Genomic DNA, 13,970 nt, shown 5'->3' on the forward strand with positions numbered 1-13,970 from the left:
GCGCCGCCATGTCCGACATCAAGGAACTTTCCATCGCCGAGCTCGGCAAGGCCTATCGCGACCGCTCCCTCTCGCCGGTCGAGGCGACCCGGGACGCGCTGGACCGCATATCCGAACTGAACGGCAGCCTGAAAGCCTTCAACACGGTGACCGCCGAACTGGCGCTGGACCGCGCGAAGAAAGCCGAGACGGAGCTGATGTCGGGCACCGATCTCGGTCCGATGCACGGCATCCCGTTCGGCGCCAAGGATATCTACGACACCGCCGGGATCCTGACTTCCTGCCAGTCCAAGCTGCGCCCCGACGTGATCCCGGAAGCGAACGCCCATTCGGTGCAGAAGCTGCTGGACGGCGGCGCCGTGCTGCTCGGGAAATGCGCGACCATCGAATTCGCCACCGGCGGGCCGAGCGACGAGACGTTGTTCCCGCCAGCCCGCAATCCCTGGAACGTCGAGCATGTCCCGGGCGGCTCCTCCTCCGGCTCCGGCGCGGCCGTCGCCGCCGGCATGACGCGGATGGCGCTCGGCTCCGACACCGGCGGATCGATCCGCGGTCCGGCGGCCTATTGCGGCACGGTCGGCATCAAGCCGACCTACGGCCGGGTCAGCCGCCGCGGCGTCTTCCCGCTCTCCTTCACCATGGACCATTGCGGACCGCTCAGCTGGAGCGTCGAGGATTCCGCGATCGCGCTGCAGGCCATGGCGGGCTTCGATCCGCTCGACCCGGCATCGGCGGACATGCCGCTCTCCGACTACAGCGCCGGCCTGAAGGACGGCGCCAAGGGCCTGAAGATCGCCTATGTCGCCAACTGGCTCGACGAGGACGAGCACACCAGTCCGGAAGTCCGGGCCGCCCTCGAGGAGGCGCTCGACACGCTCCGGGCCGAGGGCGCCACGGTCGAGAACGTCACCCTTCCCTCGCACGAGCTCTTCCATGCCTGCGGCCGCATGATCATCCTCTCCGAATGCTATGCGATCCACGAGAAGGATCTGATGGAGCGGCCGGAACTCTATGGCCGCCCGACGCGGGAGCGGCTTATGGCCGGCGCCTTCGTGCGCGGCTCCGATTATGTCGAGGCCCTGCGCATGCGCCGGGAGATGACCATGCAGTTCAACGCCGAGATGTTCGGCAAGTACGATGCGGTGATCGCCCCCTGCACGTCGCTTCCGGCCGGCCGCTTCGACGCCCAGCCGAACGATCCGCTGGCGCTCTCGGGCTACATGACCGTGCCGTTCAACGTCACCGGCAGCCCGGCCATGTCCGTCTGCTGCGGCTTCACCACCGAAGGCCTGCCGATCTCCCTCCAGGTGGTCGGCAAGCCGTTCGACGAGGCCATGGTGTTCCGTGTCGGCGCGGCCTACGAGCAGGCGAGCGACTGGCGCAGCCGGCGTCCTCCGCTCACCGCGGAAGGAGCTCTCGCCGCCGAGTGATCATTGCTCGGCCGGCCGGCGCCGGGCAGAGGCGCTTTCCTTGCGGAAGACAACCCAAGTGCTGAGCAGCACCAGGCCGGCGCCGGCCAGCACCACCGGCGCCGGCCAATCCCCGAAAGCGAAATAGCCGATCAGCAGCGCCCAGATCATCTTCGTGTAGCCGAGCGGCGCGATCGTCGCGGCGGAGGCGTGGAACAGAGCACGCGTGGTCATGTACTGCGCCACGCCGGACGCGATTCCCATGGCAACCAGCCCCGCCAGCTGCAGCGGCGTCGGCGTCACCCAGTAGAAGAACAGCAGCGGCAGCATCATGGCCGAAGACAGCGCCATGAACAGGAAGACGATCGTCGTCGTCGCGTCGAACCGGCTGAGATGGCGCGCCAGCAGCAGGCCGCAGGCACTCATGACCGTACCCGCAAAACTGTAGATCGCGCCCTCGCGAATGACGTCCCCGCCGGGCCGCACCATGATCATCACGCCGATGAAGCCGATCAGTACCGCGAACCACTTGAGCGGCCCGACCGGCTCTTTCAGAAGCGGCACCGAGAGCACGCAGACCACCAGAGGCGCCGCGAAATTGATCGCGGTCGCGTCCGCCAGCGGCAGGCTGCTGTAGCCAAGGAAAATGAACCCGATCGCTCCGCTGACCAAAAGCGCGTGGAGCACATGCAATCCCGGCCGCTCGGACCGGACCGACTTCCAGCCCGCCGTCATGCCGATGAAAAGCGCCAGCGGCAGGAGCGCGAAGGCGTTGCGGAAGAACATGATCTGCACGACCGGGAAGAGCTCGGTCTGTGCCTTCACCACGCCGTTCAGGACGGAGAACAGGATCAGGCCGACGAGGGTCAGCAGAATGCCGGTGCGCGGATCGGGATCGACGATGCGTGCCGGCAGGGCAGGTGCGGGGTCCGTCGACATCGCCCGCCCCGTCAATAGGTCTGGAAGATCCTCGCGATCTCGTCCGGATCCTTGGTCACCGTGAGGGCGAGGGAGAGCAGGATGCGGGCTTTCTGCGGGTTGAGGTTGTCCGCGATCAGGAAGCCGCATTCCTTGATCTTCGTGCTCATGAAGGTCCGCCCACTGCCGGCCCGCGTCGACTGCACGACCACGACGCCCTTCTTGACCGCCTCGCGGAGGACCTCCTCGTCGCCCGGCCCGCAGAAGCCCGGTGCGAAGCCCGCGGAAACGATCCCCTGGGCCCCGGCTTCGAGGAAGGCACGGCACGCGGTCCCATCGGAACCGGTATAGGCATAGGCGATATCGACCCGCGGCATGGCGTCGATCTTGCGGATATCGAACTCGGTGTCCGGGGCATGTTTGCGCAGCGGCTTGCGGTAGAACACGACCGCGTCACCGTCGGCATGGCCGAGGCAGCCGAAATCGGGCGTCCGGAAGGTCTGCATGCGGTAGGTCGAGGTCTTGGTCACCTCCCGGGCGCACTGGATCTCGTCGTTGAGCAGGGTCATCACCCCCATGCCCTTGGCGTCGGGTGAGCCCGCGGTGCGAATACCGTTCACCAGGTTGAAGCCGGCATCGGTCGAGAGCGCGCTCGACGGCCGCTGGGAGCCGACCACGACGACCGGGATATCGGCCTTCACGGTCAGGTGCAGCGCATAGGCGGTCTCCTCGAGCGAGGCGGTGCCATGGGTAACGACGATGCCGTCGAGATCCGGATCCTTTGCCAGCTCGTCGATCTTCAGCACGAGATCGCGCCATTCCTTGAAGCCGACGGACGGGCTCGGGATCGCCTGGTAGGGCACGGGAACCACCTCGGCGACCTCGTGCACGATCGGGAACATCGCGATGATTTCCTCGATGCCGATCATCTTCTTGTTGGCGCCGTAATCGAGGATGTCGAGCGGGGTCTTGCCGATCGACGCAATGGTACCGCCGGTGCCGATCACCGCGACCTTGGGCTTGCTCATTTTGTACCTATCAGGTTGCTATTGCGGAATTATTCCGCCGCGGAACGGGCGCCCGCGGCGTTCTTGGTGAGGCAGTCGATGACTTCGTCGGTGCTCATGATATCACCGAACGTCAGGTAGAAGTTGATGAGCGAGCTGTTGTGCTCCTCGTCGCTGGTCGCGGCATTGCCGTCGGTCACCATGATGGTCTTGAAGTTCGTCATCATGGCGTCGCGCGCGGAGGACTCGCAGCAGACATTCGTGACCGTCCCGGTGATCAGAACCGTATCGAGCCCCCTCGCGCGCAGGATGTCCGGCAGATCGGAATAACCGGGAAGGAACGCCGAGTAGCGGTATTTAAGCACTTTCGTATCTTCCAGCTTCACGTCGAGATCGGCCCAGAGCTCGTGCCCCAGGGTGCCCTCGCTCATGGACTCGATGCGCTTGGCCGTCTTCTCCGGCAGCGTCATCGCATGCATGTTCGACCAGCTCTCGAGACAGGACTCGTCGTGCGTGTTCTGGATCCAGAAGACCTGCCCGCCGGTCTCGCGGACGGCGGAGGCCAGCCGGTTCACGTTCGGCACGATCTCCCGTGCCATGGTGCAGAGCGCATGGGCGACACCGTCCATCATGAAACCGTTCTGCAGATCGACCACGATGAGCGCGGTTTTCGCGGGGTCCAGATCTGCAAAGGGATGGGCCGTGCCGCGCCGGGCGACGACGGACTCCACGACGCGCTGCGGTATCTCGATCTTGTGCATCTTCACTCTCCCTTTCTGTTGTGTTTTCAGGCCAGCGCGGTCTCCCGTTCGGGTTTTGCCGCGGGCGGCGCATCGTCCAGCTTTAAGCATCGTGCAATCCGTCCGGGGCCGAGCGTGACCTCGGGCGGAAGCTGTCCGCGGCATCCGTCGTCCGCCTTCGGACAGCGCGGTGCGAAGCTACATCCGGTCGGCAACGAGCGCAGGTCCGGCGGGCTGCCGGGAATCGCCTCGATGTCCTTGCCGCGCATGTTGCCGTGTACGGTCGAGGACAGCATGCCCTTGGTATAGGGGTGCTTAGGGTCGGTCAGGACCTCCTGCACCGTTCCGCTCTCGACGATACGGCCCGCATACATCACCGCCACCCGGTCGGCGATCTCCGCGGCGACCCCGAGGTCGTGGGTCACGAAGATCATGCCCATGCCCATTTCCTGCTGCAGCTTGCGCATCAGGATCAGCACTTGGATCTGCACCGTGGCGTCGAGCGCCGTGGTCGGCTCATCGGCGAGCAGAAGCTTCGGACGGCAGGACAGCGCGAGCGCGATCATCGCGCGCTGACGAAGACCGCCGGAAAGCTCGTGCGGATAGGCTTTCAGGCGGCGCGCCGCCGACGGCACCTTCACCAGCTCAAGCAGTTCCAGCGCCCGGGCCAGCCCGTCTTCCTTCGAGCAGCCCTCGTGCCGGCAGACCGTCTCGGCGATCTGGTTGCCGATGGTGAAGACCGGATCGAGCGCGGTCATTGGTTCCTGGAAGATCATCGCGGCCTTGCCGCCGCGGAAGGCGGAGAGTTCCTTTCCCTTCAGCGCGAGCACGTCCTGGCCGTCGACCTCGAGCTTGCCGGTGATCTTCGTCCGCCGTTCCGGCAGCAGGCGCATCAGGGCCCGCATACTGACACTCTTGCCGGAACCGGACTCGCCGATGATGCAGAGCACCTCGCCATGATTGACCGTGAGATTCACGTCATTGACCGCGTTCACCGTGGACTCGCGGCTGACGAACTTGACGTTGAGATCCGTGACGGAGACCAGCGGCGCGGAGGTTTCCATGCTCATGATGCGCTCCTCGCGAGAGTCTTCGGTGCCGGCTCATCCAGACCGGCGGCTTTCGAATGGCCGGATTTCGGCACGAACATGTGGCAGGCGCAGACATGCGCCTTCGGTCCGTCTGTTTCCGGCAGGGCGGGAGACTCCACTTCGCAGATCTTCTCCGCGAAGTCGCAGCGCGTGCGGAAGCGGCAGCCGGACGGCGGGTTGATCGGGTTCGGCGGGTCGCCGACCAGCGGCGGCTCCTCGACCCTTTCGTCCGGATCCATGGAGAGACGCGAAGCCAGCAGGGCGGCGGTATAGGGATGCTTCGGGTTCTCGTAGATCTCGTCCACCGGTCCGATCTCGACCACCTCGCCGAGATACATCACCAGCACCCGGTCGCTCACATACTGCACCACGTTGAGGTCGTGGGAGATGAAGACATAGGTCAGGTTGAAATGGTCCTTCAGATAGCGCAGCAAGTTCAGCACCTGCGCCTCGACCGACTTGTCGAGGGCGGAGACCGCCTCATCGAGGATAACCACGCGCGGCTCCAGTACCAGCGCGCGGGCGATGTTGATGCGCTGCTTCTGGCCGCCGGAAAGCTCGTGCGGATAGCGCGGGCCAAAGAGGCTCGGCTCAAGGCCGACCTTCTTCATCAGTTCCCGCGCCGCCTCCTTCGCCGCCGCCTTGCTGGCGCCGTGCACGGTCTTGCCGTAGGCGATGGAATCCTCCACCGGCATGCGCGGGTTGAGCGAGGAATAGCTGTCCTGGAAGACCATCTGCATGAGGCGCCGCATGTCGCGGACCGAGAGCCCGTCCTTCTGACCGACGCCGTCTCCGTCAAAGATCAGCTCGCCGCTGTCCGGCACGATCAGGTGCATCAGCAGGCGGGCGAGCGTGGATTTGCCGCAGCCGGACTCGCCAACCACGCCGAGGGTCTCGCCCTTCATCACCGTGAAGCTGACCCCGTCGACCGCGCGGACGTGCCCGACCGTGCGGTTCAGTACGCCGCCGGTGATCGGGAAGTGCTTCTTCAGGCCCCGGGCGATCAGCATCGGCTGAGCCTCGCCGCCGCGGTCGCGGGCGTCGCGGGTATCGACTTCGGCAAGGGCGGCTTTTGTCTCTGTCATGCTCATGTCTCCGCTCCTTACATCCGGACGTCCATGGCCGAGCGCAGACCGTCGCTGACCAGGTTGAAACAGATCGAGGTGATCAGAATGGCGAATCCCGGCAGGGCGCAGACCATCGGGTTGACGTAGATGGCGCCGCGCAGGGTATTCAGCATCAATCCCCAGTCCGGCTCCGGCGGGGTGACGCCGAGGCCGAGGAAGGAGAGGCCGGAGGCCAGCAGGATCGACACGCTGACCATGCTGGAGGCATAGATCAGGATCGGCCCCAGTACGTTGCCGAGCACATGCACGCGGATGATATTGAAGGTGCCGGCCCCGGTTGCCCGCGCCGCCTCGACGAAATCGAGGTTGCGGACCTGCGAGGTCGCAGTCTCCGCGACCCGGCAGAGCGGCGGAATGAAGACCAGCGTCAGCGAGGCCATGCCGTTGAAGATGCCGCCGCCGAGCGCGCCGGAGATCGCCACCGCCAGCAGGATCGACGGAAAGGCGTAGAAGACGTCGACCGTGCGCATGATCGCCATGTTGGTCCGGCCGCCGACAAAGCCGGCGATGACGCCGAGCGAGCCGCCGATCAGGGTCGCGGCGAGCACGGGCAGAATGCCCATGGCGAGCGAGATCCGCCCGCCATAGAGCATGCGCGAGAGAATGTCGCGCCCGAGCTCGTCCGTGCCGAGGAGATGCCCTTGGTAGAGCATCGGCTTCAGCCTCTTGATCAGGCTGGTTTCGTAGGGATCCATCGGCGCGATCAGAGGCGCGAAGATGGCGGAAAGGATGATCAGGACGACTACGGCACCGAAGAACAAGGTCATGTAGTCGTAGCGCAGCCGGTATCCGACGGTCTGCCAGTAACTCCGGACCTTGAGCGCCGGAGCCCCCTGCTCCGCCGCCTCGGGCTGCATGCTGTTCGCTGTGATATCGGTCATGTCAGCCTGTCCCTTCGGTTCAGCCGCGCTTGAGGCGCGGATCGACGGCCGTCTGAAGCAGGTCGATCACGAGATTGGTGGCGACGAAGATGATCGCGAGCACGAGGATCGTGCCCTGCAGCACCGGCAGGTCGCGGGTCAGGATCGCCTTGTTCAGGAGGAAGCCGCTGCCCGGCCAGGTGAAAATGGTCTCGACCAGGATCGAGCCACCCATCAGGTAGCCGAACTGCAGGCCCATGACGGCGAGCACCTGCGGCAGCGCGTTCTTCAGCACATGCAGCAGGATCTCCCACTCCATCAGCCCCTTGGCCCGGAGCGTCTCCACGAAATCCTGGTTCAGCACCTCGGCGACCGCCGAACGGGTGGTGCGGGCGATGATGCCGATCGGGATCAGCGAGAGCGTGACCATCGGCATCAGCAGATAGCGGAAATGGTTCCAGTCGAAGAGATTGAAGGTGTCGGAGCCGCGCGGCCCCATGCCGGTCGCCGGCAGCACGTTCAGCTCAACGGCGAAGATGATGATGAGGACGATGCCGAGCCAGTAGTTCGGCACGCTGACGCCGATGACGGCGAAGCCGGTGACAGCCCGGTCGGTCGGCGTGCCGACGCGGTAGCCGGCAATGGTGCCGAGGATGAAGGCGAGCGTGAAGGCGATGAGGACGGCGCCGGCGGCGAGCAGAACCGTGTTTCCGAGCGCCTTGACGATCTCGCCCAGGACCGGGCGGCCGGTGGCGATGGACATGCCGAAATCGCCGGTCACGACCTTTCCGAGCCAGATCAGGTACTGCACCGGGATCGGCTTGTCGAAACCGTAGGCTTTCCTGACCATCGCGATGGTCTCTGCGCTGGCATCCTCGGGCAGAAGGGTCTGCAGCGGGTCGCCGGGGGCGATGTACACAAGGGCGAAGCAGACGATGCTGACGCCGAGGGCGATGGGAACTGCATAAAGCAGGCGTCGGATGATATAGGCCGTCACGGTGCCATCTCTCCTGACGGACGCCGTTCTCCGAGGCAGGGGCCCCGCGTGACGTCCTTCCTTTAAGGGTGTCCCCGGGCCCGCTCCCCGGAAGGGCAAACGGGCCCGGAGCGGTGGGTTCAGGTGGTTATTCGACGACGATCGGGGTCAGGTCCTGGAACCAGCTCTGCGCCTGCACGAAGCCCTTGACGTTCGGAGCGATGGCCCGCGGGTTCACGTCGTGGGCGACCCAGAGCATGGCCGCATCCTCGACCATCATCTCATGCAGCTTGGTCAGCTTTTCCATCCGCACCTTCGGATCGAAGGAGAGGTAGATCTCGTCGATCAGGGCATCGACGGCTGGGTTGGAATAGTGCCCCCAGTTCGAGCCCTTCGGCGCGTGCTGCTTGGTATAGACGTGCCGGATCAGGGCGCTGAACGGATCCTGAAGAGCGCGGCTGATATTGATGCCGTCGATCTCCGGGTTCTTTTCCCGGCCCGGACGCCCGACATCGAGCAGCGCGTTCCAGTCCATCACCTTCAGTTCGGTATCGAAACCGGCCGCATCGAGCTGGCTCTTGACCAGTTCGTTCATCGGCAGCGGCTGCATCTGGCCGGATCCGGAGGTGGAGATGGCGAGCGTGATCTTGCAAGGATAGCAATTGACGCTCTTCAGCAGCTCGGTGGCCTTCGCCGGGTCGTATTCGTACTTGACCGAAGGTTTGCCGTGATACGGCGTCGATGGCGGCACATTGGTGTAGCCCTCGACCATGTAGCCGTTCAGCAGCGCCTTGATCTCCGGACGGTTCAGGGCGTAGTTCGCGGCCTGGCGGACTTCCTTGTGCTTGAAGTTCCCGTCCACGAAGTTCAGCTGGTAGGACCAGTTGTGCGGATAGGGGGCGGTCACGATCGTCATGCCGGAGGATTCGAGCCGCGGAATGGTATCGGGCGACGGCGCCTCGATGAAATCGACCTCGCCGGACAAGAGGGCCGCAGCGCGGGTGGTCGCTTCCGGCATCGGGATCAGCACCAGCCGGTCATGCTTCGGGATCCGGTTCGGGTCCCAGTAGCTCTCGTTCTTCACCAGTTCGAGACGCTCCTGCGGCACGACGCTGGCGAACTTGTAAGGGCCGGTGCCGGACGGCGCCTTGGCATAGGCCTCGTAATCGTTGTTGAGTTCGGTCAGGCGGCACTTGCTGATCATGAACCAGTAGCTGAGCTGGTATGGGAACAGCGCGTCCGGCTCCTTGGTGACGATGGCGATGTCATGGGCACCGAGCACCTCGACCCTGTCGATGTTGCCCGTGCGGTTCCGGATATCGGCGAACTGCTTCACGTTGAACTGCGGCGCGTCTTCCTTGGAAATGCGCTCGAAGTTCCAGACCACGTCTTCCGGCACGAAGTCGCAACCGTCATGCCACTTCACGCCCTCGCGGAGCTTGATCAACCAGCGCTTGTTATCCTTCGGATCGATGTCCCAGGACGTCGCCAACCCCGGCTTGATATCGGCCGCGGTCTCGCCCTGGGACAGATCCCAGAGAACGAGCGTGTCATAGAGGTTGTAGCCGACGAAGCGATAGCCTTCGAAGCCCTGGTCGGGCTGGCCGATGGTGATCGGAATGTCCCCGGCGGTCATCGCCACGCGGAGGACGGATTCCGCGTTCGCCGCCTGCGCCGCCATCGCCATGCCGGCGGTGACGGAAACGGCTGCGGCGAGCCTTTTGAGTGTTTTCATTGAGAAGCCTCCTTGTTGTCAGCAAGGCGCCCCGTGTGATCCTGCTACCGTCATGCTCCAGGACGGAAAATGACGATATTGCGTTGCGATCACATCGCCCTGCAGTCGCCTACCGCACAGCAAATGCCGTGCCATGACAAGCAAATTGTATCCAATATGGCGACTTGGAACTCTTGTGTGCTCATAAGATCCTTATGTAGACGATTGAATCTCTGAGATTTCACTGCCGAAAGAGCGCTGTTTGGAAATCTTGTTCAAGGCTCTTTGAGCCTCCCCGACGATCAGAGAGGACCCATTCCCCACACAAAATGTGCACAATCGTTAATCAGAATCCCCGACCCCAAGCGCGCAGGAAACATATCTGACCGATAAACGCGCCACTCATTATTCTGATTTTTCTATATTTTTCAGAATAGAGCAAACATCAGCAACGATCATTTTTTGTGCAACGCACAAATTCCTTGCAAGACTCTCGTCTTTTTTGGATACAATTTGGCTCTTTCGTAAAGACGCACGGGAAGCGTCGGTTCTGTCCGGGCATCCGGACACATGGGAGCGCTGTCATGTCTGACATTCAGGACGATAAGGGAGCGCGCATCGCGTTCCAGAAAATCACCGAAACCCTCGGCCTCTCTCTGCCCGCGGACCGCGAGCAGGCGATCTTCGAGGGCTATCTTGGCCTGCGCGACATGGCGGACGGCCTGAGACGCCCGCGCACGGCGGCCTCGGAACCGGCCGGGATCTTCGTGCCTTCCACCATTGGGCGAGAGGATTGAACATGGGAGGCGTAGCAGACAGCCGGTCGATCGCCGAACTGGGCAAGGCCCTGCGCGACGGCACCCTGACCTCCGTCGCCCTGACCGAGGAGACCCTGGACCGGGTCGCAGCATTGGACGGACAGATCGACAGCTTCATTACCGTGACCCAGGATCGGGCGCTGGAAGATGCGGCCCGCGCCGACAGAGAACTGAAGGAAGGCAAGGACTTCGGTCCGATGCATGGCATTCCCTACGGCCTGAAAGACATCTACGACACGGCCGGGATCCGCACGACCTGCCATTCGAAACTGCGCCTCGACAACGTCCCGGCCGCCGACAGCGTGTGTGCGACCAAACTGAAAGACGCCGGAGGCGTGCTGATCGGCAAGCTGGCGACGCATGAATTCGCCTTCGGCGGACCGTCCTTCGACCTGCCCTTCCCGCCGGCACGCAACCCCTGGAACCCGGCGCACGGCCCCGGAGGCTCATCGAGCGGATCCGGCGCGGCCGTCGCCGCGGGCCTGCTGCGAACCGCCATGGGCTCCGATACCGGCGGCTCGATCCGCGGTCCTGCCGCTTATTGCGGCACCATCGGCATCAAGCCGACCTACGGACGGGTCAGCCGCCGCGGCGTGTTCCCGCTGTCCTACACGCTCGATCATTGCGGCCCGCTCACCAAGACGGTCGAGGACGCGGCCATCACCATGCAATGCATCGCCGGGTACGATCCGCTCGACCCGGCCTCGGCGGACGTGCCGGTGCCTGATTTCAGTGCAGGTCTTACCGCCGGCGTGAAAGGCATGAAGATCGGCGTGCTCCGGTCCTTCTACCGGGACGCCGAAGGCGTTTCAGACGAAGCGGTGGCGGCGATCGATGCAGCCACGGGCGTGCTGAAGGATCTCGGCGCCGAGGTCGAGGAAGTGGCCGCGGTATCGTCCTTTGCCGACTACAACAATTGCGGACGGGTGATCCTCCTGGCCGAAGCCTATGCGATCCACGAGCAGGACCTGCAGACCCGCCCGCTCGATTACGGCCGGCTGACGATGGAGCGGATCGTTCTGGGCGGCTACCTGACGGCGGCGGACCTGATGCAGGCCCAGCGCCAGCGCAGGGAACTCTGCGAGGAGGTCAATAGCGGCCTGTTCTCGCGCTACGACGTGCTGATCGCGGCGAGCTCGCTCACCCCGGCGCCACTGATCGACGCGCCGCAGAAGAGCTTCCCGCTCAACTGGCCGATGCAGACCCTGCCCTTCAACGTCACCGGCAACCCGGCCATGTCGATCCCGATCGGCTTCAGCCGGTCCGGCCTGCCGCTCTCAATGCAGATCGCCGGCAAGTATTTTGACGAGGCGACGGTCTTCCAGGTCGGGCAAGCCTATGAGAACGCGACCGAATGGCACCTGCGCTGGCCGGACATGAGCGTTGCCGCCGCGGCGAGCGCGGCGTGACGCAGGACGCCGCCGCAGCCGTTTTGCTTCCAGGCCGCACGACGGCTTCAGCGGGATTTGTCCCCAGGCATTGAAGTGACTGGTTGTACCGCCAGGATCTCGCGGATGATTTCCGGACAACCGGCTGAGCGCAAAGGGAGACAGGGCTGTGCTTCCGGTAGCCTGACCGCCCGATCACAAGCAGGCCGGCACTGGCGAGATTGGTATCGATGACATGATCGTGTCGATCCACTGAGCCCCACACAAGCTGACCGGCAAGCCTACAGGAGGTTCGCCGGCGCAGAATGTGAAAGCCGCTGTTTGCTCACGTGCTCGGGCTATCAATCAGCGGGTTGGGCTTCGCCAGCCTGCGCAAGCTGGAAAGATCTGTCAGGCGAACCAAGGCTCCGTCTACTTCCACGCCGTAAGGCTTCAGCGTATTGAAGGCCCGGGAAAGGTTCTCCGGTGTCATGCCGAGCTGTGAGGCCAGGATTTTCTTGTCGTCGGGCAATTCGACGCTTCCGTTTCCTCCCTGGTCCTCGTGGAACCGGAGAAGACGGTTTGCCAGGCGTTCCACCGAGGAGCGAAGCTTCAGGTCCTTGTATTCCTTGACGATGCCCCGATAGGCGGTTGCCAGTTCGACGACGATGGCGCGGGCAAAATCATTGTCCTGGCGGAAAGCCGCCCGGATGTCTTCCGAGGGGATAAGCAGGATTTTCGACTTCTCGCGCGTGCGCGCGGACATCAGATACACGGCATCCTTGAGAACAGCCGCGAGGATGAGGGTGCCGACAGGACGAACGATACTCATCGTCGCCTCGCGGCCGTTTGACTTGGCGTAGAGCTCGACCGATCCCTCGATGACGATATAGAGAAAATCCGCGGGATCGCCCTCGGCGATCAGCTCGAGTTGTCCCGGGAAGGTCTGCAGATAGGCGACCCGCATGAGTGACTCGAAGCACTCCGCGCTCATGCTCTCGAAAAGCGCGAGTTCGCGCACCTCTGGCAGGTCGGATGACCTCATTGCTCTCCCTCGCCGACGATTGATTTTTATCAAGCCCCACGGCGGCATTCTTAGCATCGAGTTGCGAGGCATTTAAAGAGATCGATTGATCCTGTAAGCGCCCCGACTTGAAATCCGCTCTCGCGCCATTTGTTTCTTCGCCAATCATAGCATCCGTTGATTCAGATCAATAGAGCGCGGCAAAGATTAGGAAACCCTCCCCTCGTTTTGTTGTGACCGGCGGCTCCGAGCCGCTCTGAAGAAGGGGTGGGATCAATGCATTCCATGGAAGGGGTAACTCCCGGAAAGCAGAACCAGATCCTCGGTATGAGTACGGTGGCCTTCACCGTCTGCTTTGCCGTCTGGACGATTTTCTCGATTCTCGGCGTCCGCATCAAACAGGAGCTCGGGCTTACCGATACCGAGTTCGGCCTGCTCGCGGGCACGCCGATCCTGACCGGTGCGTTGAGCCGCATTTTCCTCGGTATCTGGACCGACCAGTATGGCGGACGGATCGTCTATTTCTTCACCATGATCTTCGCCGCCGTGGCGACCTTCCTGCTGTCCTATGCGACGACTTACGAGATGATGCTGCTCGCGGCGCTCGGGCTCGGGCTGGCTGGCGGCTCCTTTGCGGTCGGCATCGCCTATGTCTCGAAATGGTATCCGAAGGAAAAGCAGGGTACCGCTCTCGGGATCTTCGGCGCGGGTAACGTCGGCGCGGCAGTCACCAAGTTCTGCGCGCCCTTCGTGCTCGTGGCCTTCGGCTGGCAGATGGTGGCCCAGGTCTGGGCCGTCGCGCTTGTCGTGACGGCGGTGATCTTCTGGTTCACCACCGAGGACGACCCCGAGCTAAAGGCGCGCAAGGCCAAGGGCATCAAGGCCCCCGGCCTGAAGGAGCAGCTTGAGCCGCTGAAGA

General features: G+C 63.6%; 13 protein-coding genes. 4 read left to right on the forward strand and 9 right to left on the reverse strand.

Annotated features, from left to right (window positions below; translation table 11 throughout):
• Positions 1-8 precede the first annotated feature (8 nt).
• On the forward strand, positions 9-1,430 hold the full coding sequence (locus tag JJ959_RS19450; RefSeq protein WP_292887540.1) for an amidase: 1,422 nt from the start codon (positions 9-11) through the stop codon (positions 1,428-1,430).
• Here JJ959_RS19450 and JJ959_RS19455 read toward each other — a convergent pair whose 3' ends face one another.
• The 8 genes from JJ959_RS19455 to JJ959_RS19490 all read right to left on the reverse strand — a co-directional run bounded on the left by JJ959_RS19455 (position 1,431) and on the right by JJ959_RS19490 (position 9,863).
• The gene (locus JJ959_RS19455) at positions 1,431-2,348 is read right to left on the reverse strand and encodes a DMT family transporter (RefSeq protein WP_292887543.1); all 918 of its coding nucleotides are present in this window, start codon (positions 2,346-2,348) and stop codon (positions 1,431-1,433) included.
• Between the two features lie 11 nt (positions 2,349-2,359).
• Positions 2,360-3,355: an asparaginase gene (locus JJ959_RS19460; RefSeq protein ID WP_292887546.1), complete on the reverse strand. Its 996-nt coding sequence runs from the start codon at positions 3,353-3,355 to the stop codon at positions 2,360-2,362.
• A gap of 29 nt (positions 3,356-3,384) precedes the next feature.
• Positions 3,385-4,095: an isochorismatase family cysteine hydrolase gene (locus JJ959_RS19465; RefSeq protein ID WP_292887549.1), complete on the reverse strand. Its 711-nt coding sequence runs from the start codon at positions 4,093-4,095 to the stop codon at positions 3,385-3,387.
• 26 nt (positions 4,096-4,121) lie between these two features.
• Positions 4,122-5,144: an ABC transporter ATP-binding protein gene (locus JJ959_RS19470; protein WP_292887552.1), complete on the reverse strand. Its 1,023-nt coding sequence runs from the start codon at positions 5,142-5,144 to the stop codon at positions 4,122-4,124.
• Positions 5,141-6,250, reverse strand: a complete 1,110-nt coding sequence (locus JJ959_RS19475; protein WP_292887555.1) for an oligopeptide/dipeptide ABC transporter ATP-binding protein — start codon at positions 6,248-6,250, stop codon at positions 5,141-5,143. Before JJ959_RS19475 ends, JJ959_RS19470 begins: the two co-directional genes overlap by 4 nt.
• 17 nt (positions 6,251-6,267) lie before the next feature.
• The gene (locus JJ959_RS19480) at positions 6,268-7,173 is read right to left on the reverse strand and encodes an ABC transporter permease (protein WP_292887558.1); all 906 of its coding nucleotides are present in this window, start codon (positions 7,171-7,173) and stop codon (positions 6,268-6,270) included.
• 19 nt (positions 7,174-7,192) lie between these two features.
• Positions 7,193-8,149: an ABC transporter permease gene (locus JJ959_RS19485; RefSeq protein ID WP_292887561.1), complete on the reverse strand. Its 957-nt coding sequence runs from the start codon at positions 8,147-8,149 to the stop codon at positions 7,193-7,195.
• A 127-nt stretch (positions 8,150-8,276) separates the two neighbouring features.
• Entirely contained in the window at positions 8,277-9,863 is a 1,587-nt protein-coding gene (locus JJ959_RS19490; protein ID WP_292887564.1) for an ABC transporter substrate-binding protein, read from the reverse strand.
• Between the two features lie 563 nt (positions 9,864-10,426).
• Here JJ959_RS19490 and JJ959_RS19495 point away from each other — a divergent pair.
• Together JJ959_RS19495 and JJ959_RS19500 are read left to right on the forward strand one after the other, a co-directional pair.
• Complete coding sequence (locus tag JJ959_RS19495) at positions 10,427-10,639, forward strand: hypothetical protein (protein WP_292887567.1); 213 nt, start codon at positions 10,427-10,429, stop codon at positions 10,637-10,639.
• 2 nt (positions 10,640-10,641) lie between these two features.
• On the forward strand, positions 10,642-12,069 hold the full coding sequence (locus tag JJ959_RS19500) for an amidase (RefSeq protein ID WP_292887569.1): 1,428 nt from the start codon (positions 10,642-10,644) through the stop codon (positions 12,067-12,069).
• Between the two features lie 304 nt (positions 12,070-12,373).
• Here the strand turns inward: JJ959_RS19500 and JJ959_RS19505 are convergent, their stop codons facing one another.
• Positions 12,374-13,072, reverse strand: coding sequence for a cyclic nucleotide-binding domain-containing protein (locus tag JJ959_RS19505; protein WP_292887572.1), 699 nt, complete (start codon positions 13,070-13,072; stop codon positions 12,374-12,376).
• A gap of 264 nt (positions 13,073-13,336) precedes the next feature.
• Between JJ959_RS19505 and JJ959_RS19510 the strand changes: the two genes are divergently transcribed.
• The coding region (locus JJ959_RS19510; RefSeq protein ID WP_292887575.1) for an MFS transporter at positions 13,337-13,970 on the forward strand (634 nt) is incomplete at its 3' end.

The organism is Nisaea sp., from assembly GCF_017640745.1.
In the GTDB taxonomy this organism is placed as follows: Bacteria; Pseudomonadota; Alphaproteobacteria; order Thalassobaculales; family Thalassobaculaceae; genus Nisaea.